At 65.2% G+C, this 23,796-nt stretch carries 23 protein-coding genes, 1 tRNA gene and 1 pseudogene; 11 read left to right on the forward strand and 14 right to left on the reverse strand.

From position 1 onward, the window contains the following. Positions 1-66: 66 nt before the first annotated feature. From S58_RS01540 to S58_RS01550, 3 genes are all read left to right on the forward strand, one after another. Entirely contained in the window at positions 67-1,173 is a 1,107-nt protein-coding gene (locus S58_RS01540) for an alpha/beta hydrolase (RefSeq protein ID WP_015663462.1), read from the forward strand. 130 nt (positions 1,174-1,303) lie between these two features. Further along, on the forward strand, positions 1,304-1,717 hold the full coding sequence (locus S58_RS01545) for an EVE domain-containing protein (RefSeq protein WP_015663463.1): 414 nt from the start codon (positions 1,304-1,306) through the stop codon (positions 1,715-1,717). A 338-nt stretch (positions 1,718-2,055) separates the two neighbouring features. After that, positions 2,056-2,271, forward strand: coding sequence for a dodecin family protein (locus S58_RS01550; RefSeq protein ID WP_042340486.1), 216 nt, complete (start codon positions 2,056-2,058; stop codon positions 2,269-2,271). A gap of 208 nt (positions 2,272-2,479) precedes the next feature. On the opposite strand, the gene S58_RS01555 is transcribed toward S58_RS01550, so the two are convergent. From S58_RS01555 to S58_RS01575, 5 genes are all read right to left on the reverse strand, one after another. Continuing rightward, entirely contained in the window at positions 2,480-2,983 is a 504-nt protein-coding gene (locus tag S58_RS01555; protein WP_015663465.1) for a DUF2059 domain-containing protein, read from the reverse strand. 1,028 nt (positions 2,984-4,011) lie between these two features. Next, the gene (locus S58_RS01560; protein WP_015663466.1) at positions 4,012-5,514 is read right to left on the reverse strand and encodes an ammonium transporter; all 1,503 of its coding nucleotides are present in this window, start codon (positions 5,512-5,514) and stop codon (positions 4,012-4,014) included. 39 nt (positions 5,515-5,553) lie between these two features. Continuing rightward, positions 5,554-5,892: a P-II family nitrogen regulator gene (locus tag S58_RS01565; RefSeq protein ID WP_006611147.1), complete on the reverse strand. Its 339-nt coding sequence runs from the start codon at positions 5,890-5,892 to the stop codon at positions 5,554-5,556. 331 nt (positions 5,893-6,223) lie between these two features. Continuing rightward, positions 6,224-7,534, reverse strand: coding sequence for an ammonium transporter (locus S58_RS01570; protein WP_015663468.1), 1,311 nt, complete (start codon positions 7,532-7,534; stop codon positions 6,224-6,226). A gap of 93 nt (positions 7,535-7,627) precedes the next feature. Then, positions 7,628-7,966 (reverse strand): P-II family nitrogen regulator, encoded by a 339-nt coding sequence (locus S58_RS01575; protein ID WP_015663469.1) that lies wholly within the window; start codon positions 7,964-7,966, stop codon positions 7,628-7,630. Between the two features lie 208 nt (positions 7,967-8,174). On the opposite strand from S58_RS01575, the gene S58_RS01580 reads away from it, so the two are divergent. Then, positions 8,175-9,047 (forward strand): DUF4339 domain-containing protein, encoded by an 873-nt coding sequence (locus S58_RS01580; RefSeq protein ID WP_015663470.1) that lies wholly within the window; start codon positions 8,175-8,177, stop codon positions 9,045-9,047. A 5-nt stretch (positions 9,048-9,052) separates the two neighbouring features. Here S58_RS01580 and tesB read toward each other — a convergent pair whose 3' ends face one another. Next, a complete protein-coding gene (gene tesB, locus S58_RS01585; protein WP_015663471.1) occupies positions 9,053-9,928 on the reverse strand; it encodes an acyl-CoA thioesterase II in 876 nt (291 codons plus the stop codon). A gap of 148 nt (positions 9,929-10,076) precedes the next feature. Here tesB and S58_RS01590 point away from each other — a divergent pair. Then, a pseudogene (locus S58_RS01590) lies at positions 10,077-11,300 on the forward strand (ubiquinone biosynthesis hydroxylase); the annotation flags it as partial. A 58-nt stretch (positions 11,301-11,358) separates the two neighbouring features. Here S58_RS01590 and S58_RS01595 read toward each other — a convergent pair. Genes S58_RS01595 through S58_RS01605 form a run of 3 tightly spaced genes read right to left on the reverse strand, consistent with a single transcriptional unit; the run spans position 11,359 to position 13,087 of the window. Further along, positions 11,359-12,288: an alpha/beta hydrolase gene (locus S58_RS01595; RefSeq protein WP_015663473.1), complete on the reverse strand. Its 930-nt coding sequence runs from the start codon at positions 12,286-12,288 to the stop codon at positions 11,359-11,361. A 3-nt stretch (positions 12,289-12,291) separates the two neighbouring features. Next, positions 12,292-12,489 (reverse strand): Trm112 family protein, encoded by a 198-nt coding sequence (locus S58_RS01600; protein WP_015663474.1) that lies wholly within the window; start codon positions 12,487-12,489, stop codon positions 12,292-12,294. Positions 12,490-12,544: 55 nt separating this feature from the next. Further along, entirely contained in the window at positions 12,545-13,087 is a 543-nt protein-coding gene (locus tag S58_RS01605) for a TetR/AcrR family transcriptional regulator (protein WP_015663475.1), read from the reverse strand. An 89-nt stretch (positions 13,088-13,176) separates the two neighbouring features. Here S58_RS01605 and S58_RS01610 point away from each other — a divergent pair, with 89 nt between their 5' ends. The 3 genes from S58_RS01610 (at position 13,177) to S58_RS01620 (ending at position 15,117) form a co-directional block, all read left to right on the forward strand. Further along, positions 13,177-13,527, forward strand: coding sequence for a hypothetical protein (locus tag S58_RS01610; protein ID WP_015663476.1), 351 nt, complete (start codon positions 13,177-13,179; stop codon positions 13,525-13,527). 415 nt (positions 13,528-13,942) lie between these two features. Further along, a complete protein-coding gene (locus S58_RS01615) occupies positions 13,943-14,275 on the forward strand; it encodes a cupredoxin domain-containing protein (RefSeq protein WP_244440688.1) in 333 nt (110 codons plus the stop codon). An 11-nt stretch (positions 14,276-14,286) separates the two neighbouring features. Further along, entirely contained in the window at positions 14,287-15,117 is an 831-nt protein-coding gene (locus S58_RS01620; RefSeq protein ID WP_015663479.1) for an FTR1 family iron permease, read from the forward strand. On the opposite strand, the gene S58_RS01625 is transcribed toward S58_RS01620, so the two are convergent. Both S58_RS01625 and trxA read right to left on the reverse strand, forming a co-directional pair. Beyond that, positions 15,118-15,792, reverse strand: coding sequence for an LON peptidase substrate-binding domain-containing protein (locus S58_RS01625; protein WP_015663480.1), 675 nt, complete (start codon positions 15,790-15,792; stop codon positions 15,118-15,120). A 62-nt stretch (positions 15,793-15,854) separates the two neighbouring features. Beyond that, the gene (gene trxA / locus S58_RS01630; RefSeq protein ID WP_015663481.1) at positions 15,855-16,775 is read right to left on the reverse strand and encodes a thioredoxin; all 921 of its coding nucleotides are present in this window, start codon (positions 16,773-16,775) and stop codon (positions 15,855-15,857) included. 204 nt (positions 16,776-16,979) lie between these two features. Between trxA and S58_RS01635 the strand changes: the two genes are divergently transcribed. Together S58_RS01635 and S58_RS01640 are read left to right on the forward strand one after the other, a co-directional pair. Beyond that, complete coding sequence (locus S58_RS01635; RefSeq protein WP_015663482.1) at positions 16,980-17,447, forward strand: SRPBCC family protein; 468 nt, start codon at positions 16,980-16,982, stop codon at positions 17,445-17,447. A gap of 213 nt (positions 17,448-17,660) precedes the next feature. Continuing rightward, a tRNA-Gly gene (locus S58_RS01640) sits at positions 17,661-17,735 on the forward strand. A 21-nt stretch (positions 17,736-17,756) separates the two neighbouring features. On the opposite strand, the gene S58_RS01645 is transcribed toward S58_RS01640, so the two are convergent. From S58_RS01645 to S58_RS01655, 3 genes are all read right to left on the reverse strand, one after another. Beyond that, on the reverse strand, positions 17,757-19,217 hold the full coding sequence (locus S58_RS01645) for a caspase family protein (RefSeq protein WP_015663483.1): 1,461 nt from the start codon (positions 19,215-19,217) through the stop codon (positions 17,757-17,759). 111 nt (positions 19,218-19,328) lie between these two features. Beyond that, on the reverse strand, positions 19,329-20,633 hold the full coding sequence (gene pncB / locus S58_RS01650; protein ID WP_015663484.1) for a nicotinate phosphoribosyltransferase: 1,305 nt from the start codon (positions 20,631-20,633) through the stop codon (positions 19,329-19,331). A gap of 108 nt (positions 20,634-20,741) precedes the next feature. Then, positions 20,742-22,088 carry an amidase gene (locus S58_RS01655; protein WP_015663485.1) on the reverse strand — a complete coding sequence of 449 codons (1,347 nt, stop codon included), beginning with the start codon at positions 22,086-22,088 and terminating at the stop codon, positions 20,742-20,744. Between the two features lie 385 nt (positions 22,089-22,473). Between S58_RS01655 and S58_RS01660 the strand changes: the two genes are divergently transcribed. Further along, positions 22,474-23,751: a PQQ-dependent sugar dehydrogenase gene (locus tag S58_RS01660; RefSeq protein ID WP_015663486.1), complete on the forward strand. Its 1,278-nt coding sequence runs from the start codon at positions 22,474-22,476 to the stop codon at positions 23,749-23,751. The last annotated feature ends 45 nt before the right edge of the window (positions 23,752-23,796 follow it).

The following is a 23,796-nucleotide window of genomic DNA, read 5'->3' on the forward strand; positions in this document are numbered from 1 at the left end:
GTAATAGCCTGCAGGCGATCCGGCGGCTTCCGGTCAATCAAGAAACGAATCCCATCGAGGAAACCCATGCGCAGATCGCACCTTGCCCTGCTGTCGGCGAGCCTTGCGTGGCTGGCCGTCACCGCCACCGCCTATGCCCAGACCGCGGCCACGTATGACGACCTCGCCAAGAGCGAAGCCGCAGCCAATGCCGAGAACGGCAAGCGGGTCGCGCCGGTCAAGTCGATCGGCAACCCCTCCGACGAGGTCAGCCCCGAGATGCAGGCGATGATCGGCGCGCCCTATCCGCCGCATTTCAACGCCGATCCGAAGACGCCGGCCGAATGGAAGGAGCTGATCGAGCGCCGCGCCAAGCTCGCCATCGCCGGCATCCCCGCGATGAAGGAGAAGCTCGGCGTCAAGGTCGAGGAGACGAAGATCGCCGGCGTGCACTGCTTCGTCGTCACGCCGAACAAGATGCCGCCGGACAACCGGCGCCGGCTGCTGGTGCACGTCCATGGCGGCGGCTACGTGTTCGGGCCCGGCGAGGCGGCGTTGGGCGAGGCGATCATGATGGCGGGCTTCGGCGGCTTCAAAGTGATCTCGGTCGACTACCGCATGCCGCCGGACTTCCCGTATCCGGCCGCGATGGACGATGCGATGGCGGTGTGGAAGGAGCTGGTCAAGACCAACGATCATCGCCGCATGGCGATCTTCGGCACCTCGACCGGCGGCGCGATGACGCTTGCGATGGTGCTGCGCGCGAAAACCGAGAAGCTGCCGCGGCCGGCCGCGATCGCGCCGGGCACGCCATGGGCCGACATCGACAAGATCGGCGACAGCTATGCCGGCAATGAGTGGCTCGACAACGTGCTGGTGACCTGGGACGGCTGGCTCGGCCGCGCCGCCAAGCTCTATGCCAACGGCACCAGCCTCAAGGATCCGCAGATCTCGCCGATCTATGGCGACTTCAAGGGCTTTCCGCCCACCATCCTGACCACCGGTACGCGCGACCTGTTCCTGAGCAACACCGTGCGGACGCATCGCAAGCTGCGTCGCGCCGGCGTGATCGCCGACCTCAACGTCTATGAGGGCCAGTCGCACGCGCAATATCAGTTCAACATCGCTGCGCCGGAGACCAGGGAGGCCTTTACCGACATCGCCAGGTTCTTCGACCGGTATCTCGAAGAGTAGCGCGCCGGTCATAACAGGATTCGTGACGGTCGGGCTTGACCCGGCCATCCCCGTCTTCTTTCATCCGCCGGTCGAAATGAAGGAAGGTCCTCGGACGACATCCGAGGCCTCGCGAAGGAAGCTTGAGTCCATGAGCTACTGGCTGGTGAAATCCGAACCCTCGGTATGGTCGTGGGACCAGCAGGTGGCGAAGGGGTCCAAGGGCGAGGCCTGGACCGGCGTGCGCAACTACACGGCGCGGCAGAATCTCGTTGCGATGAAGAAGGGCGAGCTCGCCTTCTACTACCATTCCAACGAGGGCAAGGAGATCGTCGGCATCGCCGAGATCATCAAGGAAGCCTATCCCGATCCCACCGACAAGACCGGCAAGTTCGTCTGCGTCGACATCAAGGCGCACAAGCCGTTCAAGACGCCGGTGACGCTCGCCGCCATCAAGGTCGATCCGAAGCTGGCCGAGATGGCTCTGGTCAAGCAGTCGCGGCTCTCGGTGCAGCCGGTGACGCCGGAGGAATGGAAGCACATCTGCAAGCTGGGCGGGGTGTAGGGGCGCGGATGGTCGCGACCAAGGGCCCCGCACCGGCCGACGTCCGATGCGGGATGTCGTGATCCGCGCTGGCCGGTGAATCCGGCGCTCATGTGTCTCCGGGATCTCGGCTGGAGAGACCATGGTCCGGACTGCCCGCATTCTCACAAGTCCGGCAAACTCCTCCAGCAATGTCAGGCTTGGCAGAACCGGTCGGTTCGGTGAGCGGACCGTGCGGACGCATCGCCGCCCGTCCTCTCCGCGTCTCAGCCGCTGCTTTCGGCATCGACACGGTGATGCTACGCTTGGTTGTGGCAGGGAGCACCTGCTTCCTGCTCCATACCGAACAGGAGACCGACATGTCTGACAGCGTCTACAAAGTCATCGAGCTGATCGGCACCAGCAGCGAATCCTGGGAAAGGGCGGCCACCAATGCCGTCGAGCAGGCGGCGAAGACACTTCGGGACCTGCGCGTCGCAGAGGTGGTCCAGCTCGATATGCAGCTCGACGCGAAGGGGAAGGTGGAAGCCTATCGAGCCAAGCTCAACGTCTCGTTCAAGTTCGAAGGCGCATGAGCTGAGCATCGACTTGCGTTGTCGTCGCCGGCCCATCGGCGGGAGCAAGGTTGAACTTGCCATTCGGCGTCATGCCCCGTCACGAGGGGCATGACCGTGGACGTCTCGGTTCGGCTTCCGCGGGATGGCGAGGCGGGACGGACCACAGGCCTGTCATGCGCCCGTCGTGCCGCAGGGCGCGCCGCTGCATGACGATCGGGATCTCGGATCAGAGATCCAGACCTTTCTTCCTCAGCTCCTCGACCATCTGCTTCCTGATCTCTTCGCCGAGCGCCTGACCGAATCTCTGTCCGGCGATGCTCGACTCCTGGGTGACGGACGGCAGCTTCTGCAGGACCCTTTGACCTGTCGAAGTCCTGTAGAACTCAGCCATGGTCCTGAGGTCGTCCGCCGAGAAGTTTCTGGCGTAGACCACAGCGATCGCATCCGAGAATTCGGCAACCCTGCCCTGGAAGGCCTGGGTGAATTTCGGGATCAAAGCGTCATATTGCAGAGCGACCTCGGCGCGTCCCTGGACGATCGTCGGTCTCAGGTTCTTCAGAATGATCGGCAACAGGGCTGTCGCCTGGTCATTCATGTGCATGGCCGACACCAACTCTCTCGCGGCTGCCAAGGACTCCGTCGACGTCGCCTGGGCCTTGGCCGCATGCGGCGTCGCGGCGGCGAGCCAAATGGCGGAGGCGACGGCCATGTACAGACGGCGATGCTTCATCTGATCCACCGATCTCGGCCGCGCGGCGGCCGCGACGCATCGTAGCACTTGTCAGGTTCCAATGGCTAGAATGAACGCAGATGACCGAACAGTGTTCGTAGATTGCAATCCGTTCGACCTGCTGGCGCTCTTGTCCTGGATCAAAGCTGGTGCTGTTGCCCGACGGGCAGTTTCCGCAGTCCCATCATGCGCCAATGGCCCGTCGTGTTAGTTTGTCGCAGCATTCGGGCTTGTGTCGTCGGGCAAATCAGCTGCACATTTCCGCGCGTCCCTGCTGCCGCATGAGGGGCGTTTCGCGACCGTCACGGATCGTTGGCAGTGGGATGCGATGGGCGTGTGTTGCTGCAGCGTGGATCAGTCTGCGCGGACGAACGGCGACGCACGAACGGTCAAGTCGCGCGGTCCTGATATCCCGATGCTGATATCAAGCGGGTGGTGATGCCCCAGTGCGTCCTGCTCGTGATGGTGGCCAACAAGCCCGGCGCACCAGGGAGAACGCGAAGCAGCCGTTAAAACCGTTGCGCAGGGGAGGCCGGGCGTATTCGGCCAGACCTGTGGTACCTGCCGCCAGCATTTTCTTCCGCTGGCGGGCCACGGGCGCGGCCAGCGCCCGGCCTTCCCTGCGCCCTCATGATTTGGGGGGCGACGAATTCAGCACAGCTCGGGCGCATCGTGTCGCGAGGATGAGGGCGCACGCATTCAATTCTTTCTCGCAATTCTTTCTCGGAGGCAACGCTGCCAACGCCAACCTCCGGTGTCGTCCCTGCGAACGCAGGGACCCATAACCACAGGGGTTAGTAGTTTTGCGCGGAACTCGCCGCCTGCATCTTACAAAGATCACGCGGTATGGGTCCCTGCGTTCGCAGGGACGACACCGGTTGTTTGGTGGTCGCTCGGCCCTTTCAGGCGGCCCAAAAAGAAAGGGGCCCCAGCTTGCGCTGGAGCCCCTCAACGGTCAGGGCATTGCCGGGTATTTGCCCGAACCGAAGTTGCGGGCCTGGTCGCTTACGACCAAGCCCCGGGAGAACTCAGTAATTGTAGGCGCGCTCGCCGTGGTCGGTGATGTCGAGACCTTCGCGCTCCTGCTCGACGGTCGGACGCAGGCCGATGATCACGTCGACGACCTTGTAGAGGATCGCCGAGCCGATACCCGACCACGCCAGCGTGGCGAGGACAGCCTTGATCTGCGCCAGCATCTGCGTGGCGAAGTCGTAGGTGCCGGCGTTGTTGCCGGTGATGTTGGTGTAGTCGGTGATGCCGACGCCACCGAGCGCGGGGTTGACCAGGATGCCGGTGGCCAGCGCGCCGATGATGCCGCCGATGCAGTGCACGCCGAACACGTCGAGCGCGTCGTCATAGCCGAGCGCATTCTTCACGGTGGAGACGAAGAACAGGCAGACCGGCGAGACGATCAGGCCGAGCACCAGCGCGCCGATCGGGCCGGCATAGCCGGAGGCCGGGGTGACGGCGACCAGACCGGCAACCGCACCCGAGCAGATGCCGAGCAGCGAGGGCTTGCCCTTGACGGCCCATTCGCAGAGCAGCCAGGACAGCGCCGCACCGGCGGTGGCGACCATGGTGTTGACGAAGGCCAGCGCGGTGACGCCGTTCGATTCCAGGTTGGAGCCGGCGTTGAAGCCGAACCAGCCGACCCACAGCAGCGCGGCGCCGATCATGGTCATGGTCAGCGAGTGCGGAGCCATCAGCTCCTTGCCGTAGCCGGTGCGCTTGCCGATCAGCACGGCGCCGACGAGGCCCGCGATGCCGGCGTTGATGTGCACCACGGTGCCGCCCGCGAAGTCGAGGGCGCCAGCACCGGCGAGCCAGCCGACAGCGCCGGTGACTTCGTCGAGCTTGGTCTGGGCAGCGGTCTTGGCGGCAGCATCGGTGGCAGCAGCGAGAGCCTTGGCAGCGGCCGCGACGTCATCGGGAGCTGCGATGTACCAGACCCAGTGCGCGATCGGGAAGTAGATGAAGGTCACCCAGAGCAGGATGAACAGCATCACCGCCGAGAACTTGATGCGTTCGGCGAAGGCGCCGACGATCAGGGCCGGGGTGATCATCGCGAAGGTCATCTGGAACACGAAGTAGGCCAGCTCCGGGATCACCACGCCGTTCGAGAAGGTCGGAACGGTCGAGTTGGCGTCGACGCCGTGCAGGAAGGCCTTGGAGAAGCCGCCGACCCACGAGGTCATGCTGCCGCCGTCGGTGAAGGCCATCGAGTAGCCGTAGAGCGTCCAGATCACGCCGACCATGGCGACGATCGCGAACACCTGGGTCAGGACCGAGGCCATGTTCTTGGTGCGGACGAGGCCGCCATAGAACAGCGCAAGGCCGGGGATGGACATCATCAGGACGAGGGCGCTGGAGATCAGCATCCAGGCGACGTCGCCCTTGTTGGGCACGGGGGCGGCTGCGGCTGCGGCGGCAGGTGCATCCTCGGCGAACGCCATATCGGCGAAGCCTGCAACGCAGAGCCCGGCAATTGCGAGCGTAACCCATCCCGCGCTGGTTGGACGTTTGAACGTCATTTTATTCTACTCCGTAAGTGTTCTGGTTTGAGCGCGAAATCAGAGAGCCGCAGCGTCAGCTTCGCCGGTGCGGATGCGCACGGCGTGGTCGAGGCTGATGACGAAGATCTTGCCGTCGCCGATCTGGCCGGTCTTGGCGGCCGAAGAGATGGCATCGATGGTCTTGTCGACCTGGTCGGACGGGATCGCGACCTCGATCTTGATCTTGGGCAGGAAGCTCACCGCATATTCGGCGCCGCGGTAGATTTCCGTATGGCCTTTCTGGCGGCCGTATCCCTTCACTTCGGTCACCGTGAGACCATGAACGCCGATGGCGGTCAGGGCGTCTCGGACTTCTTCGAGCTTGAATGGCTTAATGATCGCCATAACAATTTTCATGGGTCCAATCCCCGCTTGGGCCCGGTACGGACGTTACCGAGCGCTTCCTGTCGACTGAGGTTCACCACGCGGAGAAATCTTCACGACGCGGGCCAGCCGGGGCCCATAGAATCAAATGCCGTGCCAGACGGCTCGGAACGGCTAACGAGCGGTGAACGCGGGGCTTTTCAGCCTGGAGGGGGGATGTTCGAACCTGCGCTATTCGGTCGCGCCTAAGGAATGGGCAAACATGCGCAAAACTTGCGCATGTCGGGCCCCAGACACAATGCTGCTCACTCGGCGGGCAGATTCCGCCGACTGAGAACGGATCAATTGGCGCCAAATCCTGCAGCTATTGCAGCGCCTCGCCATGCTGGGAGATGTCGAGCCCCTCGAGCTCGTGCTCCCGCGACACCCGCAGCGGCACGAAGGCGCTGACCAGCTTCAGGAGCCCCCAGGTGACGCCGCCCGACCATACCAGGGTGACGGCGACGCCATAGAGCTGGGCCACGAGCTGCTTCGGATTGCCTTCGATCAGCCCGGACGTGCCGCCGATCGCGGCGGTCGCGAACACGCCGGCCAGCAGGGTTCCGGTGAGGCCGCCGACGCCGTGGACGCCGAACACGTCGAGCGAATCGTCGTAGTTGAAGCGGTGCTTCAGCGAGGTGCAGGCCCAGTAGCAGATGATACCGGCCAGCGCGCCGATCACCAGCCCATGCCAGGGCGCGACGAAGCCGGAGGCCGGCGTGATGGTGCCGAGCCCGGCGACGGCGCCCGAGATCATGCCGAGCACCGACGGCTTGCGGCGGGTCGACCATTCCAGCGCGCCCCAGGTGATGGCGCCGGCGCAGGCCGCGAGATGGGTGGTCAGGATCGCCATTACCGCGTGCGCATTGGCGCCGAGGGCCGAGCCGCCGTTGAAGCCGAACCAGCCGACCCAGAGCAGGCCGGTGCCGACCACGGCGAGCGACAGGTCGAACGGCGAGAGGTTTTCGCTGCCATAGCCCTGGCGGCGTCCCATCACCAGCGCCGCGACCAGCCCGCCCGTACCAGCGGAGAGATGCACGACCAGGCCGCCGGCGAAGTCGACCACGCCAGCCTGAGCCAGGAAGCCGCCGCCCCAGATCCAATGCGCCAGCGGCACGTAGACGAAGATGAACCAGGCGATGCCGAACAGCAGGTACGCCGAGAAGCGCATGCGGTCGGCCACCGAGCCCGCCACCAGCGCCACCGTGATGATCGCGAACGTCATCTGGTACAGCATGAACAGCGCTTCCGGGATGGTCTTGGCGCCGGGATGGACGCTGTCCATGCCCATGCCGGCGAGGAAGGCGCGGTCGAGCGAGCCGATCCAGGTGCCGTCGCCGACGAAAGCGAGCGAGTAGCCGAACGCGACCCATAGGATCGAGATCAGCATCACCGCCGCGAGGCTCTGCGCCATCGTCGCCAGCACGTTCTTCTTGCGCACCATGCCCGAGTAGAACAGCGCCAGCCCCGGGATCGTCATCATCAGCACCAGCGCGGTGGCGACGATCATCCAGGCGGTGTCGGCCGGCTCGATCGTCGACGGCGCTGCGGCAAGTGCGGGTGTGGCGAACGCAATCGCGCCCGCTGCAGCCAAAGCTGCAGACGCGCGCAGGCAACGAGACGCGCAGGTCCCCATGACAGTCCCCCCGGCATGTCAGATCAGGTTGAGAATTCTCGCTCCGCCGCGCCGTTGCGGCGGGCGTGCAGCCGTTGTGGCTGCGCGAAGTGGTTAGAGAGCGTCGCTGTCGGTCTCGCCGGTGCGGATGCGGCGGGCATGATCGATCGGCGTGACGAAGATCTTGCCGTCGCCGATCTGGCCGGTGCGCGCATGCGTCGTGATCACCTCGACCGCTTTCTCCGCGATGTCGGAATTGACCGCGATCTCGATGCGCAGCTTGGGCAGGAAGTTCACGACGTATTCGGCGCCGCGATAGATCTCGGTGTGGCCCTTCTGGCGGCCATAGCCCTTGACCTCGGTGACGGTCATGCCGTGGACGCCGATCGCAGTGAGGGCCTGGCGCACCTCGTCGAGCTTGAAGGGTTTGATGATCGCGACGACGAGCTTCATGGTCGGGCCTTGGGTTCCTCAGGGTCTGGGCAGCCTGTTTCTGAGGCAGGCGTCGGACGGCCGTTGTGGCCTGTTCCTAGGCAAATGGCACAAAATGAGCGCAGCGTTAAGCGAAAACGTCAAGGAGTGACCGATATCACTGAACGCAAGACGACATCGCCCGACAGATGGAAGACGTTTCACCGCCTTCCCCATTCAAGGACCCACTATGTCGAATCGTTCCTGGTATTACGCAGCGCAAGGTCAGCAACAGGGCCCCATAGCCGAGGACGAGCTGCGCGACCTGATCGCAAGCGGCGTCGTGACGGCGGAGACGCTGCTGTGGAGCGACGGCATGGCGGGCTGGGAGAAGGCCGGACGCATCCCCGGACTGATGTCGGGCGTGTCGGCCAGCTTGCCAGGTGGTCCGCCCGCCTTCGATGGCGGCGGCGCGTCGGCCGGTGCGCTGTCGGCCAAGCTGGACACTTTCCCCTATTTCGGCTGGACGCTGTTGTACGTGGTCGGCCAGTTCCTGGTCGTCATCACACCGTGGACGGCGGTCTACCTCTACCGCTACGTGATCGAGCGGCTGCGGGTGCCCGGCCGGCCCAACCTCACCTTCACCGGCCAGCCGCTCGACATCTGGTACGTCTTCATCGCAATGGGCGTGCTGGCCTATGTCGGCCTCAGCGATCGGCCGGTCCTCAACCTCATCTCGCTGGTCGCCCCGGCGTTCCTCGGCTGGATGGTGTTGCGCTGGCTCCTGAGCAACATCGCCGCCAACGGCGAGCGTTTGCCGATCCATTTCGAAGGCAGCCCCATCGTCTATGCCGGCTGGTACCTGCTGGTGATCGTGTCGGGCTTCACCATCATCGGCTGGGCCTGGGTGCTGACCGCCTGGATGCGCTGGGTCTGCCGCAACATCCAGGGCACGCGGCGCGAGGTCGTGTTCAACGGCGCGGGGCTGCAGGTGCTGTGGCGCACCCTGGTTTTCGTGCTCGGCTGCTCCGTGATCATTCCGATCCCGTGGCTGCTGCGCTGGTACAGCGCCTGGTACGTGTCGCAATTCGCCGTCGTGCCGCGCACCGCACAGCCCATGTGAGGCTGTTACGACCGGCGCTCGCGGATCGAACCTTCCTGGGCGACGGAGGCGACGAGCGTGCCGTCCGTCGTGAAGATCGAGCCGCGGGTCAGCCCGCGGCCGCCCTGCGCGCTCGGCGAATCCTGCGCATAGAGCAGCCATTCGTCGGCACGGAACGGTCGGTGAAACCACATCGCGTGGTCGAGCGACGCCGGCATCATCCGCTTGTCGAACAGCGTGCGGCCATAGCGCGCCATCACCGCGTCGAGCAGCGAGAAGTCCGACGCATAGGCCAGCGCGCACATGTGGAGCGCCGGATCGTCGGGCAGCTTGGCCGCCGTCTTGATCCAGACGTGAATGCGGCCGTCCTCGATCCTCTCACCGAAATAGCGGCTGAGCTCGACCGGCCGCAACTCGATCGGACGGTCGGATTCGTAGTAGCGGCGGATGAAGTCCGGCATCCGCTGGAATATCTCCTGGAACATCGGCTGCTTGGAGATCTCCTCGGCCGTCAGCTTCTCCGGCGGCGGCACGTCCGGCATCTTGTCCTGGTGGTTGAACGCGCTCTCTTCGTCGCTGTGGAACGAGACCATGATCGAGAAGATGGCGTTGCCATGCTGGATCGCGGTCACGCGCCGCGTCGCGTAGCTCTTGCCGTCGCGCAGCCGCTCGACCTCGTAGATGATCGGCACCTGCGGATCGCCCGGCAGGATGAAATAGCAATGCAGCGAATGCGGCAGCCGGCCCTCGACGGTGCGGCAGGCCGCCATCATCGCCTGGCCGATCACCTGGCCGCCGAACACGCGCTGCCAGCTCGTCTTCGGGCTGTTGCCGCGGAACAGGTTCACCTCGAGCGGCTCGAGATCGAGGATCGAGATCAGGTCGATCAGTCCCTTGGACATGGCGTGGCGCTTTCGCTGGCTCGGCCGCCGGCCCCGTTCGGGCGGGATCAGGCATCCGGAATTGACGGCCTCGGGGGTGGCAGCCCTTGGTTCTCCCCCCTGTTTCGCCTAGCTATACTCCACCCGCAAGAGTAACCGTGAGCAGAGTGCCATGACGACACAGCGAAGCATTGTCATTTGTGGCGGGGCGTTTGCCGGCCTTGCCCTGGCACTCGCGCTCCGGCAGGGGCTCGGCGGCGACGTCCCGGTGATCGTGGCCGATCCGGCGCTCGCCAACCGGCCGAGCCGCGATCCGCGCGCCAGCGCCATCGTCGCGGCCTGCCGCAAGCTGTTCGACGCGATCGGCGTCTGGGCCGATGTTGCGCCCGAGGCGCAGCCGATCCTCGACATGGTCATCACCGATTCCAAGCTCGAGGACGCGACGCGTCCGGCGTTCCTGACCTTCGCCGGCCAGGTCGAGGCCGGCGAGCCGTTCGCGCACATGGTCGAGAACCGGCTGCTGATCGATGCGCTGGTCCGGCATGCCGAGGCCGCGGGCGTCGAGCTCAAGGCAACACCTGTGACCGGCTTTACGACGCGCGGCGACGGCGTCGCGGTGACGCTGGGCGACGGCAGCCAACTCGAGGCCAGCCTGCTGGTGGCGGCGGATGGCGCTCGCTCCAGGCTGCGCGAACGCGCCGGCATTCAGACTCACGGCTGGGACTACGACCAGTCCGGCATCGTCGTGACCATCGGTCATGAGCGCGATCATGGCGGCCGCGCCGAGGAGCATTTTCTTCCCCCCGGACCGTTCGCGATGCTGCCGCTCACCGGCAAGCGCTCCTCGCTGGTGTGGACCGAGCGGCGCGCCGAGGCGAAGCGTCTGGTGGCGCTGAGCGCCGCCGAATTCCATGCCGAGCTGGAGAAGCGCGCCGGTCTGCATCTCGGCGAACTGACCGTGCTGGATCAGCCGCGCGCGTTTCCGCTGTCCTATTTCGTCGCCCGCTCGTTCATCGCGCCCAGGCTGGCGCTGGTCGGCGACGCCGCCCATGTGATCCATCCGATCGCAGGCCAGGGCCTCAACATGGGGCTGAAGGACGTCGCCGCGCTGGCGGAGGTCGTGGTCGATGCCGCACGGATGGGAATCGATCCGGGGCAGGTGGACGTCTTGGAAAGCTACCAGCGCTGGCGGCGGTTCGACACGATGGCGATGGGCCTGGCCACCAACTCGCTGAATTTCCTGTTCTCCAACAAGTCGACCTTGCTGCGCACCGTGCGCGACATCGGGCTCGGGATCGTCGATCGCGCGCCGCCCTTGAAGGAGCTGTTCATCAGGCAGGCTGCCGGTCTCACGGGAGAGATGCCGCGGCTGCTGAAGGGCGAGGCGCTTTAGAGCAGGATCCGGAAAGTGAGAACTGATTTTCCGAAGAGATCATGGTCGAACAAAGCGCTCAGCGCGGACCTGCTGCGGTGATGAAGCCCGCGACCGCCTCGATCATGTCGGGATCGAGCGGGCGGTCCGGGTCGTTGTAGGAGGCGATATTCTCGTCCTCGCTGGAGACGTCGACCAGCACGTGGTTCATGTCCGGCAGCCACAGCGTCTTGGCGGCGGGCGCGGCAGCGGCGAGCGCAACCATGTCGAGGCGTGCGATCTGGTGGTCGCGGGCGCCGCCGACGATCAGGATCGGCATCGTGAGCTGCTTCAGCGGATCGATCGGATCCTCGTTAAATGCGGAGCCGATGCTGGGCTGCATGCTCGGCGCGACCGGCAGCTCGGGCGGCGGGGGATCGACGACCTGTCCGGCCATGATGGCGTCGATCGCCTTCGCAACCGGCTCCATCTTCGTGGCCGGCAGCTTCTTCTCCAGCTGCGCCTTCAACAGGTCGCCCTGCCGCCGCGCCGACGCTGTGAGCAGCACCAGGCGGTCGACCGGGGTGCGGCGCGCAGTCAGGATCGCGACCAGGCCGCCTTCGCTATGGCCGACGAGAACGATGCGGGCGAACTTGCCGCGCAGGAAGTCGACCAGCGAAGCGGCATCGTCGACATAGTCCTTGAAGCGGAAATCCTCCGGCCTGCCGAACTCCGCCTTCCAGCCGCGCGCGCCGCGCTTGTCATAGCGGAGGCTCGCGATGCCCCGCGCCGCCAGTTGCTCGGCGAGCTTCTTCAACGTCGCAGGCTTGAGCTGCGGCCCGTTGCCGTCCCGGTCGGTCGATCCGGAGCCGGCGATCAGCAGGGCGACGGGCGGCCGCTCGACGCCCGCCGGCGTCGTCAGCACGGCGTCGAGCGCGCCAATGCGCACGGCGCTCTCGTCGGCGAAGGCCGTCGGCGCGAGGACGGCCAAGGCCAGGATCAGCGCGCAACGGATGACGACGAACCGCATGGCTCAGTCGATCTTCCGGGCTTCCTCGGGCAGCATGATCGGGATGCCGTCCCGGATCGGGTAGGCGAGCTTCGCCGCGCGCGAGACCAGCTCCTGCTTCGCCGCGTCATACTCCAGCGGTCCCTTGGTCATCGGGCACACCAGGATTTCGAGCAGCTTGGGATCGACGGAATTGGCGGGACGTTCGAGCGGGGCGTTCATGGCAAGGATCTCCGGCGGGCGCTCTCTAGCACATCGGCTGCGCCGCTGTCCTCACTCAAGGCTTGTGCAGCGCGAACCGGATCAGTTCGTCGATCACCGCCTGCTGCCGTTCGGCCGGCAGTGGCCGCTCCGCAAGCGCGTGGCCGAGAAAGGCCCAGTACAGCACCTGCGCGCGGGCCTGCGCGATATCTGGCAGCAGACCCTCGGCCGTGAGCTGGCTCGCGACGTAGCCGAGCCGCCGCTTGTCGATGGCCTGGACGGCCTGGCGGGCGGCCGGGTCGGAGGCGGCCCAGCTGCGCACCGCCCGCTCCAGGGTCAGCCGGATCGTGAAGGTGCGCCGGAGCAGCACGGCGATCGCCGGCTCCGGGCCGGCGCTCGCCTCCACCCCGGTGATGATCTGCTCGGCGGCGATCTCGCGCCAATGCTTCAGGAGCTCTGCGTGGTACGCCGCGACGTCGGCGAAGTGCCAGTAGAAGCTGCCGCGCGACACGCCCATCGCCTTGGCCAGCGGCTCGGCCTTGAGCGCCGTGAAGCCTTTGCTGGCCAGCACCTCGAGACCCAGGTCCAGCCAGTCCTTCGCCGCGAGCTGCTCGTTCATGTCGTCACCGCCACCAACACCATACATAAGTGTATTGACGAGCGCCAGCGCCGGACGCATGATCCATACACAACTGTATGGAGATTCACATGCGTGACATGTTGTTGCTGGCTGCGGGGCTGGTCGCGATCACCGTCGCTCTGATCCACGGCGTCCTCGGCGAAACCGTCGTATTCGCGCGCGCCACCATTTCGCCGGAACGGTTGCGCACGCTGCTGCGGCTGGTCTGGCAGGCCGGCACGGTGGCATGGATCGGTTGCGGCGTGCTGCTGATCGCAGCCCCGTGGATGGGCTCCGAGCCGGCGCGACATTGGACCGTGATCACGGTGATCGTCGTGTTCGCCTTTGCCGCATGCGCCAACGCACTGGCGACGCGGGCGCGTCACTTCGGCTGGGTCATGCTCGCCGGCGTCGTCGTGCTGGCCGCGGCGGGCTATTGAGGCGCCGGGTCTGCAACGTCTTTGCTTGCCGGTCTTTGCCAATCTTTCTTTGCCAGCTCTTTCTTTGCCAGTTCTTTCTTTGCCAAGTCTTTGCTTCATGTCCGCCTTGGGGCGAGGATCAAACCGCCACGCTTCGCTCGCAAACAGCAATGCACGGCAAGGATGTGTCGGGCGGACGAATTTCGTAACCAAAGGAAGCCGCTGGGCCGGCGGGCGCCAAGTGCTCGCCACTGCCGCGACACATTCGCCTAGAATGGTTCAAGCTTAGAAGGAGTCTCTTTGCAGACCCGGCGGCGGAGCGCTTAACGTTCCGTTGTCGCGAACAGGTGCCTCGGCGTCGATGTCAATGCGGATGCGTACCGGTTCTCCGATTTGCATTGTCTGGATACGAGAGGGCTGATCGATGTTTGTCGACATGGTGCGGAAGTTGATGGTGGTGGGAAGCGCCGGCATGCTGCTGATGGCGGCGCAGGTGCACGCCGCGGGGCCGAACGAGATCTGCCTCACTTACGCGAACGGGCAGTTCGAGCCCAAGGAGCCGACCGTGCCCGCCGACTCGCCGCTGACGATCCGCGTCAAGAACATGGACGCCAAGGCGATGGAGTTCGAGAGCGAGACGCTGAAGATCGAGAAGGTGGTTGCGGCCAACAGCGAGGCCGTCCTCAATGTCCGCGCCATGAAGTCGGGACGCTACGAGTTCTACAACGACTTCAATGAAAAGGCCCGCGGCTTCATCAACGTTCAATAGGTCATCGTCAAATGCTCGCCGCGCTGATCATCGTCTTTCGTGAGGTGTTTGAGGCTGGCCTGATCGTCGGCATCGTGCTGGCCGTCACCAGCGCCGTGCCGCATCGGCTGCGATGGATCGGCGCCGGCCTGTTCGCGGGCCTCGCCGGGGCATGCGTCGTCGCCGCCTTCGCAGGCTCGTTGACGCAGCTGTTCGAAGGCATGGGGCAGGAGTTGTTCAACGCGGCCATTCTGACGACGGCCGTGGTCATGCTGACCTGGCACAACGTCTGGATGGCGCGGCACGGTCGCGAGATGGCCAGTGAGCTGCGGACGATGGGGCAGGCCGTGGCCGAAGGGGCGCGGCCGCTGGTTGCGCTGGCGACGGTGATCGCGATTGCGGTCCTGCGCGAAGGCAGCGAAGTGGCGTTGTTCCTCTACGGTGTGGCGGCTGCGGGCGATGGCGGAGGCCGGGCGCTGCTCGGCGGCGGCTTCATCGGCCTGCTGCTCGGGGTCACGGTATGCCTTGCGACCTATTTCGGGCTGATGCGCATCCCGCCGCGCGCCCTGTTCAGGACGACCACGGTGCTGATCACGCTGCTGTCGGCCGGTATGGCCGCCCAGGCGGTGTTCTTCCTGGCCCGCGCCAACTGGCTGACCACGTTCGATCAGGTGCTGTGGGATTCCAGCGCGGTTCTGCCGGAGCGTGGTGTCGCCGGCCGGACGCTGAAGGCGCTGATCGGCTACACGGACCAGCCGACGGCCATGCAGCTCATGGTGTATGTGGGCGTGATCGTCGCGACCATCGCCCTCATGCGTCTCACGGCCATGCCGCCGGCGCCGCGCATCGCCGCCGCCGAATGATCATTGCAGCGGCGGATCGCCCGAGGTCCGCTTCTTGGCGAGATCCATCTCGGTGACCGCGACCAGGATTTCGGCACGGGTCTTCAGGTCCGGCGCCTCGAGCATGGCCTGCTTCTCCGCCGGCCCATATGGCGACATCATGGCCAGCGCGTTGACCAGCGCCTCGTTCGGCGCCGCCTCGATGCCGGCCCAGTCGACCTTGAGATTGTTGGCCTTGAGGAAATCGGTGAGGACCGCCAGGAGGGCGTCGCGGTCGACCGCGCTTTCGCCCTTGCGGGCCGTGAAGTCGTCGATGAACGGGAAGTAGTCGACCTTGCACTGACGGTACGACGTCAGCACCGTCATTTCCTCGACCACCTTGAAGCGGGACACGCCGGTGAGCTCGAGGATGTAGCGCCCGTCGCCGGATTCGGCCAATTGCGTGATCCGGCCGACGCAGCCGACCTTGAACAGGACCGGCCTGTCCTCGCTGGAGGAGTGCGTGACGTCGGGCTGGATCATGCCGATCAGGCGATGGCCGTCGCGAAACGAGTCGTCGACCATCGCGAGGTAGCGCGGCTCGAAAATGTTCAGCGGCATTTGGCCGCGCGGCAGCAGCAGGGCGCCGGCCAGCGGAAACACCGGGATGATCTCCGGCAGCTCGGCAGGACCGCGATATTCGGCATTGATCGGCATGCGATACCTCGTGTCCGCTCGACTGATGTCCGCGAAAGCGTATGCGCCCCGCCCAGCTGCGTTTACGAAAACAGGATCGTCGACAGCCGCTTGCGGCCCTCGACGGTGGCTTCGTCGGCGCCGCCCCAGGCCTCGAAGAACTGCACGAGCTGCTTTCGCGCGCCGTCCTCGTTCCATTTGCGGTCGCGCTTGACGATCTCGAGCAACTGGTCGGTGGCTTCCTTCCGCTTGCCGGCGGCGTTCAGCGCCGTTGCCAGCTCGAAACGCGCCTGATGGTCGAGCGGATCAGCGGCGACCTTCTGCTCGAGATCCCCGATCGGTCCCAACGACTGCGCCTGCTCGGCGAGATCGATCGCGGCCTGCACCGCCGAGACGGCCGAATCGTTGCGCTTGGCTTCCGGGACCTGCGCCAGCGTCTCGCGGGCCTGGTCGATCGCACCGGCTTCGACGTAGCATCTGGCGAGGCCGGCGAGGGCGGGGATGTTGCCGGCATCGATCGACAGCACCTCGGCATAGATCTGCGCCGCGCCGGCGGGATCGCCTTCGGCCAGCACCGCCTCGGCTTCCTTGATGATCTCGGCGATGTCGGGCTCGCCAGCGCCCGGGACGCCCTTTGTCAGCTTCTCGATGAAGGCGTTGACCTGACTTTCGGGCACGGCGCCCATGAAGCCATCGGCGGGCCGTCCGCCTACGAAGGCGATCACGGCCGGGATCGACTGGATGCCCATCTGGCCGGGAATGGCCGGATGCTCGTCGATGTTCATCTTGACCAGCTTGACCTTGCCCTTGGCCGCCTTGACGGCCTTTTCCAGGATGGGGGTCAATTGCTTGCACGGTCCGCACCACGGCGCCCAGAAGTCGATCAGGACCGGCTGACGTTTCGATTCTTCGATGACGTCCTTCACGAAGCTCTGGGTCGTGGTGTCCTTGATCAGATCCGGCACCTGCGGCGCCGCTCCGCCGTCCTGCTCAACAATGGTCACGGGGATCCTCGTCCAAAAAACTGGATGGACGGCGAACCGGGAACCGGCTGCCGCCGCGCCTCAATACACGGTTTCCTTCACTTAAGTGGCGGTCGTTACGGAAATTTCAATCTGCTCCCACGGCCTCGGGCTGTCGGAGACCGGGTGGCCGGGACGCCGTGAGCCGACGATCCTGCCGTCTACGTCGCCCCCTGGAGACCTCTCATGCCCAAAGCCTACTACAGCACCGTGTTCACGCAATCCGCAGCCGAGATCTGGCAAAACATTCGCGATTTCAACAGCTACCCAATCTGGATCGACGGTGCCGGTTTCAGCGAGATCGAGGACGGCAGATCCGGCGATGCCGTGGGGGCGGTCCGTCATGCGCGCTACCAGGACCGGCACATACGTCAACGTCTGCTGGCGCTCTCCGACGTCGAGCGGTTTCAGACCTATGAATTCTGCGGCCCCGCGTCGCTGCCGGTCCATGATTTCCAGGCGACGTTACGGGTGACGCCGATCGTCGATGGCGACCGGACTTTCGTCGAGTGGTGGGCCAACTTTGATTGCGAACCTGGCGCACGTGACGAGCTGGTTGCAACGCTTCGCGGCTGGTTCGGCGGGTGGCTGGAATCACTGCGGCGGACGGTCGCCCTTCATCATGCCGAGGCGGCGCAGGAGGTTCGCGGCTAGGAGGGGTGCCAGTCGTTCCCTATTGAAGCGCAGAACACGGCCACCGCGCTCGACAGATCGGAATCGGCCGATTCGGGGCCAAGGCCCGGCGTTTCGATCTGGAACCACGAAATATTGTTCGATCTCAAACGTCGCAGACCTGTTGCATTCGTCCGCAGCATTTGGCATAGGTCTGCCCGTCGCTGGCGGCCAAGCTGCCCAGGCGTCACGGATGCGGGTGTAGCTCAGTGGTAGAGCACGACCTTGCCAAGGTCGGGGTCGAGGGTTCGAACCCCTTCGCCCGCTCCAAAACACCTTCTCTGGCACCGCTCACTTGATCGCTCCGATGGACTTGCCCGTTGCGGGCAGAGACCAAGCTGCGAATGCATCGGCGAACGCCTTGTCTCCGCTCGGACCTTTGGCGATCGCGATAATTCCCCGACGCTGATTCATGTAGACGAGTGGAATATCGAACCACTGACGGCCGAGGAGCAGCTGTTCGTTGCGCTCGCGATCCGCTTCGACATTGGAGAACCCGACCAGGAACGAGCCTTCGGTGACCTTCACGGCGAGGCCGGCGAGGGGCGTGCCGCGCGCCTTCTCTTCCGTCTTCATCAGGATGCCGGGCAGGTTGCTGATACCGCCGCCGGGAAAGTCCGGTCCGAGGCGGAAGGTCACTTCGGCAAGATGACTGGCCGGCATGCTCGGATCCCGGTTCTGGCGCAGTTGGAGGGTCAGCTTCATCTTGCGCTCGGGAACCTCGATGTCGGCGCGGATCGCCGTTGTCGGCTGGCCGGATTGCGCGTCCTTGATCGTCTCCGTCCGCCAGGCCACCGAGCCGGCATAGCGCCGGCCCTGCGGCTCCGCCGGGTCCTCGTCATAGAGCACGACGAGGCCAGGCGTGCGGGCATCCTGGGTGGCACTCTCCTTCGTCTGAGCCGGCGTCGTGCTTGCCGGCGCGGCCGCCTGGCGCGCAGCCGGGCTTGCCGCGCCGGGCGCTTTTTCGGCAGCCTGGTTCAGCGCGGTCTCGCCATCGATCGGCGTAAACATCACCACCGGATTTTGCGCCCGATCGGTCGCACGCCGAGTTGCGATCCCTGCCTCGATCAGGGGCTCGATGAGCCGACGTCCGGGCTGCTGCAGCGCGTCCGCCAGCGCCGTTGCATAGACGCCGTGATTGTCCTTGCCGTGCTGCCCCGATCTGCCGGGCTGCGCGGCGAAGGCGAGCAATGTGCTCGCCGGCACCTGCATCGGTGCGAGCCCCGCCGCGAGACCGGCGATGCCGCGCGCTTCGAACGGATTGGACCGGAAGGCATCCAGGATCACGACGTTCTGCCGGCGGGGCGATCCGTCCAGCTCGCGCAGGACGGCCTCCAGGCTGCGCAGCTCGGTGTCGGCGTCGGACGCCTTTGCCGGCGCGGCGTCGACCGGGACGAGATAGTTCGTGCCGTTCAGATTGAGCCCATAGCCGGCGTAGTAGATCAGCGCGATATCGGCGTCGGCGATCCGCCCCTTGAACTCTGCGATCGCACGATCAAAACCCGTTTTGCCGAGGTCGATCTGCGCAGCGCCGCCGCTCAAGGTGAAGCCGAGGCGAGCGAGTCTGTCGGCCAGCAGCCGCGCATCGGCGGCCGGCTCGTCCAGCAGCGGCGCGCGCTCGTGAATGGAGTTTCCGATCACCAGCGCCACGCGCTTGTCCGCCGCGGCAGGTGCTGCGGCGGTCAGGATGGCGGTGACGAGAACGATGGTTGCAGACAACAGCCGTCCGACTCGCCCGATCACCCGACGCATGCCAACGATCTCCTGCCACCCGATTTGCGTGTTCGAACGCTGCTTTTACCGCAATTCGAACAAATCAGGAACATGATTCGTTGGCGCAAAGCCGAATTTATTTTCGATTGATCAGACGACCACCGGCGTGCGCACCCGCCCGGCATCGCCGAACACGCGGAGGTAACGATCGATCTCTGCGGGGTCGCCGGTCGCCTTCTCGGGATTGTCGGACAGCTTCACGGCGGGTTGACCGTCGACGGAGGTCACCTTGCAGACCAGCGAGATCGGATCGAGATCGGCCGATCCGTCCGGCATGCAGCCAACGAAATCGTTGGTGAGGTTGGTACCCCAGCCGAACGACAGCCGTACCCGGTCGGAGAAGCGGTGATGGATCTGCTCGATCGATTCGACGTCCATGGCGTCGGAAAACACCAGCAGCTTCTGCCTGGGGTCGCGCCCCTTCGATTTCCACCAGGCGATGATCTCTTCGCCGGCCTGGATCGGCGGTGCGCTGTCGGGACGGAAGCCGGTCCAGTCGGCGACCCAGTCCGGCGCGTCGCGCAGGAACGCCTTGGTGCCGAACGCGTCGGGCAATGCGATCAGGAGGTTGCCGGCATAGGTCTGCCGCCACTGGTCGAGAATGCGGTACGGCGCCAGGCGCAGCTCGTCATCGTCCTTGGCGAGTGCGGCGGCCACCATCGGCAGCTCATGGGCATTGGTGCCGATGGCCTCGAGGTCGTTGTCCATCGCGAGCAGCACGTTCGACGTGCCGGTGAACGACGAGCCCAATCCTTCCTTGACCGCCTCGACGCACCAGCGCTGCCACAGGAAGCCGTGGCGGCGGCGGGTGCCGAAATCCGACAGCCGCAGGCCCTCCAGCTTGCGTAAGCGTTCGACCTTGGCCCACAGCTTGGCCTTGGCGCGGGCGAACAGCACGTCGAGCGCGAACCGGCCCTGGCCCTTCATGGCCTGGCGCGAGCGCAGCTCGTTGACGATCGCAAGCGCCGGGATCTCCCACATCGTGGTGTGGGTCCACGGCCCGTGGAAATGCAGCTCGTACTGGCCTTCCGACTTGCGCAGCTCATATTCGGGCAGCCGGAAATTGGCGAGCCAGGCGATGAACTCCGGCGAGAACATGTGGGTCTTGCCGTAGAAGGTGTTGCCGGCCAGCCAGATCAGCTCCTTCTTGGAGAAGCGGATGCTGCGGGCATGGTCGAGCTGCGCGCGCAGCTCGCCCTCGTCGATGACGTCGCCGAGCCGGACGCGCCTGGTGCGGTTGATCACCGAGAAGGTCACCATCTGATTCGGATAGAATTCCCGAATCATCTGCAGCATCAAAAGCTTGTAGAAATCGGTATCGAGCAGGCTGCGCACGATCGGATCGAGGCGCCAGCCGTGATTATAGGTTCTGCTCGCGATATCTGTGACTGTCATATGATGGTTTTACAGCGCTGGCCGGAAACCCGCCACTGGGGTTTGTCGCAGATGCGCCTTGCGGCGGTCGAGCGGGTTTGGGCCTCCTTGGGCCGATCGTCTGTGGCATCAAGGTCTCCGGAGGGGCGGTAGGCCGGGATCGAACGCCAGCGTTGCCTCGACCCATTTCGCAACCCGGAGCGTGCGGAGATCGTCGCGGGGGCGACCGGCGATCTGGACTCCGAGGGGCAGGCCGTTCCTCCCGAACCCCGCGGGCAGGGACACCGCCGGCGCGCCGACGAATGTCCACGGCGCGCAATATTCGGCGTCACCCGTCCAGTCGAGGCCGTGTGGCGCTTCGCCGAAGGCTGGCAGGGTCAGCACGGCATCGAAGCCGTCGAGCTCAGCCGGGAGCGCTCTCTGCCGTTCGGCCTGCGCCGCCTTCGCGGCCAGATATTCCATCGCCGTTTTGCTCCGCCCGCTCTCGACATGCGACTTCATCACGTCGCTGACGCGATCGGGATAGCGCGCGATCAGATCGGAAAAGATCGTGGTCGCCTCGCTCAGCATGATCGTGGTGATCGCGTCCCAATTGATGGCGTCGAGCTCGGTCAGCGCGATCTCTTCGATCACCGCGCCGGCGCTGCGCAGCCTGTCGACGACGGACTCGAACACGGCCTTCTGCTCGGGCTCGGCGCGCTCCCATTTGGAAAAGCGCGCGACCGCGAGCCGCGGCTTGGCGAGCGGCGTGATGCCCAGCTCGATGTCGACGGCAAAGCCCGGCAGCGGCCGCCCGTGCAGGTCGCCGTCGCTGGTGCCGGTGAGCAAAGAGAGCGCGAGAGCCACGTCGTCGACGCAGCGCGCGAAGAAGCCGACATGATCGAGCGACGGGCTGAGCGGATGCACGCCGATGCGGGGGACCGCACCAAAGCTCGGCTTGAAGCCGACGACGCCGTTGAAAGCGGCTGGCCGGATCACTGAACCCAGCGTCTGCGTGCCCAGCGCCAGCGGCACGAGGCCGGCTGCAACAGCCGCGGCAGAGCCGGATGACGAGCCGCCCGGCGAGTGCTCGGGGTTCCATGGATTGACGGTGGGACCTGGATGGCGCCACGCGAACTCGGTCGAGACGGTCTTGCCGAAGATCGTCGCACCGAGATTGCGCAGCCGCTCGACCACCCAGGCGTCGGCGTCAGGTACATGATCGCGATAGATGGGCGAGCCGTTCGTCGTCGGCATGTCCGAGGTCGCGATGATGTCCTTGATGGCGACAGGAATTCCGCCGAGCGGGCCGGTCTTCGCCGTGACATCCCGCGGCAGATATTCGAATGCCTTCAGGCGCGGCTCGATCGCCAGGGTCTGCTTCAGACAATCTTCACCATACGTGGCCGCTGCTGCCGGGTCCGCGGCGAACCGGCGCAGCAATTCGAGAACGCCTGCACCGGCTTTGGGTGTCGGGAGATCAGACTGGTCGGACATCAGGCACCCTGTTCGGCACGAGTTTTGAGGGCGTTGGACGCACGCTGCGTTGACGCGTTCATTTCATCCTAGCAATTGCTGACGCGCCGGCAATCGCATGCTCGATCGATGCGTATGAACACGGCGCATGGCCGTGCGCTATTGCCGCTGCGACAATGATCGATGCGTCGCAGGACGCGCACATGAAATGAGCACGGGGCATGCGAGGAGCGCTGCAGCGTGGATTGAGCGTCGCGTGAACCTGACAGCAATCCGCTTCTCACCCGCCCGGGATGTGCTACCATTTTCGCGCAGGACCACGGATGTGGTCGGCCAAAGGACGTCTTCAAAATACGTTCCGATAAAGTAGACGCAGCCACACGAGCTGCCTCATGGGAGTGAAGCGATGACATCGGCTTTTCACCGAAGCATTCTTGCGCTTGCAACGATTGGTCTTCTCGCCGGCACCAGCATGGCCGGCGCGCAGCAGCAGCCCGACCAGGGCAAGGGATTGAAGAAATACGAATCCGGCACCAAGGAATTCTGGACCCATCCGCCGGATGACTGGTTCCTCGGCGACGAGACCGAGGCGCAGAAGGGATTGGCGCCGCCATCGGGGCCACCGACCGGTGCCTCCGATGCCGAACTCGCCAAGATCATCAAACAGGTGAAGCTGCCGGACGGCTTCAAGATGGAGGTCTGGGCGTCGGGCGTGCTCGCCGCGCGGCAGATGGCCTGGGGCGACAAGGGCACGCTGTTCGTCGGCTCGTTCGGGCTCGGCAACGTCTATGCGATCAGCGACAAGGGCGGCAAGCGCGAGGTCAAGACGGTCCTCAAGGGCCTGAACATGCCGACCGGCCTCGCCTTCCAGGACGGCAATCTCTACGTGATCGCGGTCGACAAGCTGATCAAATACGAGAACGCCGAGGCCAATGTCGACAATCTCGGCCAGGGCAAGGTCGTCTATGACGACATGCCGTCCTACGCCGCGCATGGCTGGAAATACATCGCCGTCGACAAGGACGGCTGGTTCTATCTGCCGTTCGGCCCGCCCTTCAACATCGGCATCCCGCCGACCTCAGTGTCGCAGATCCGCCGCGTCGATCCGCGTACCGGCAATGCCGAGATCTATGCGCTCGGCGTGCGCAACAGCGTCGGCGGCGACGTCGATCCGCGTACCGGCAAATACTGGTTCACGGAGAATGCGCGCGACTGGGTCAGCGACGATCTGCCGAGCGACAAGCTCAACATGATCTCGAAGATCGGCGAGCATTTCGGCTATCCCTATTGCCACCAGGGTGACCTGCCGGATCCGAAGTTCGCGATGGGCCACAAATGCTCGGAGTTCACACCGCCGGTGCTGAACCTTGGGGCGCACGTCGCGCCGCTCGGCATGAAGTTCTACACCGGCGACCAGTTTCCGGCGGAGTACAAGAACAACATCCTGATCGCCGAGCACGGCTCCTGGAACCGGCACAAGTACCAGGGCGCGCGCATCATGCGCGTCATCGTCGGTCCCGACGGCAAGGATGCCAAGCAGGAGGTGTTCGCTTCCGGATTCATCGAGGGCGATCAGGGTTATCTCGGCCGCCCCGACGACATCGTCCTCGCCAAGGACGGCTCGATCCTGGTGGCGGACGACTGGGCCGGCGCGATCTATCGCATCAGCTACGAGAAGAAGTGATCTCGTCGTGACAGGGGGGCTGCGCGCTGCCTTATGGCGGCCGCA

The organism is Bradyrhizobium oligotrophicum S58 (assembly GCF_000344805.1).
GTDB classification, from domain to species: domain Bacteria; phylum Pseudomonadota; class Alphaproteobacteria; order Rhizobiales; family Xanthobacteraceae; genus Bradyrhizobium; species Bradyrhizobium oligotrophicum.

Bases quoted from the DNA above. Each gene is read 5' to 3' on its own strand.
- S58_RS01540 (WP_015663462.1), top strand. From the start codon at position 67: ATGCGCAGATCGCACCTTGCCCTGCTGTCGGCGAGCCTTGCGTGGCTG.
- S58_RS01545 (WP_015663463.1), top strand. From the start codon at position 1,304: ATGAGCTACTGGCTGGTGAAATCCGAACCCTCGGTATGGTCGTGGGAC.
- S58_RS01550 (WP_042340486.1), top strand. From the start codon at position 2,056: ATGTCTGACAGCGTCTACAAAGTCATCGAGCTGATCGGCACCAGCAGC.
- S58_RS01555 (WP_015663465.1), bottom strand. From the start codon at position 2,983: ATGAAGCATCGCCGTCTGTACATGGCCGTCGCCTCCGCCATTTGGCTC.
- S58_RS01560 (WP_015663466.1), bottom strand. From the start codon at position 5,514: ATGACGTTCAAACGTCCAACCAGCGCGGGATGGGTTACGCTCGCAATT.
- S58_RS01565 (WP_006611147.1), bottom strand. From the start codon at position 5,892: ATGAAAATTGTTATGGCGATCATTAAGCCATTCAAGCTCGAAGAAGTC.
- S58_RS01570 (WP_015663468.1), bottom strand. From the start codon at position 7,534: ATGGGGACCTGCGCGTCTCGTTGCCTGCGCGCGTCTGCAGCTTTGGCT.
- S58_RS01575 (WP_015663469.1), bottom strand. From the start codon at position 7,966: ATGAAGCTCGTCGTCGCGATCATCAAACCCTTCAAGCTCGACGAGGTG.
- S58_RS01580 (WP_015663470.1), top strand. From the start codon at position 8,175: ATGTCGAATCGTTCCTGGTATTACGCAGCGCAAGGTCAGCAACAGGGC.
- tesB (WP_015663471.1), bottom strand. From the start codon at position 9,928: ATGTCCAAGGGACTGATCGACCTGATCTCGATCCTCGATCTCGAGCCG.
- S58_RS01595 (WP_015663473.1), bottom strand. From the start codon at position 12,288: ATGCGGTTCGTCGTCATCCGTTGCGCGCTGATCCTGGCCTTGGCCGTC.
- S58_RS01600 (WP_015663474.1), bottom strand. From the start codon at position 12,489: ATGAACGCCCCGCTCGAACGTCCCGCCAATTCCGTCGATCCCAAGCTG.
- S58_RS01605 (WP_015663475.1), bottom strand. From the start codon at position 13,087: ATGAACGAGCAGCTCGCGGCGAAGGACTGGCTGGACCTGGGTCTCGAG.
- S58_RS01610 (WP_015663476.1), top strand. From the start codon at position 13,177: ATGCGTGACATGTTGTTGCTGGCTGCGGGGCTGGTCGCGATCACCGTC.
- S58_RS01615 (WP_244440688.1), top strand. From the start codon at position 13,943: ATGGTGCGGAAGTTGATGGTGGTGGGAAGCGCCGGCATGCTGCTGATG.
- S58_RS01620 (WP_015663479.1), top strand. From the start codon at position 14,287: ATGCTCGCCGCGCTGATCATCGTCTTTCGTGAGGTGTTTGAGGCTGGC.
- S58_RS01625 (WP_015663480.1), bottom strand. From the start codon at position 15,792: ATGCCGATCAATGCCGAATATCGCGGTCCTGCCGAGCTGCCGGAGATC.
- S58_RS01635 (WP_015663482.1), top strand. From the start codon at position 16,980: ATGCCCAAAGCCTACTACAGCACCGTGTTCACGCAATCCGCAGCCGAG.
- S58_RS01645 (WP_015663483.1), bottom strand. From the start codon at position 19,217: ATGCGTCGGGTGATCGGGCGAGTCGGACGGCTGTTGTCTGCAACCATC.
- pncB (WP_015663484.1), bottom strand. From the start codon at position 20,633: ATGACAGTCACAGATATCGCGAGCAGAACCTATAATCACGGCTGGCGC.
- S58_RS01655 (WP_015663485.1), bottom strand. From the start codon at position 22,088: ATGTCCGACCAGTCTGATCTCCCGACACCCAAAGCCGGTGCAGGCGTT.
- S58_RS01660 (WP_015663486.1), top strand. From the start codon at position 22,474: ATGACATCGGCTTTTCACCGAAGCATTCTTGCGCTTGCAACGATTGGT.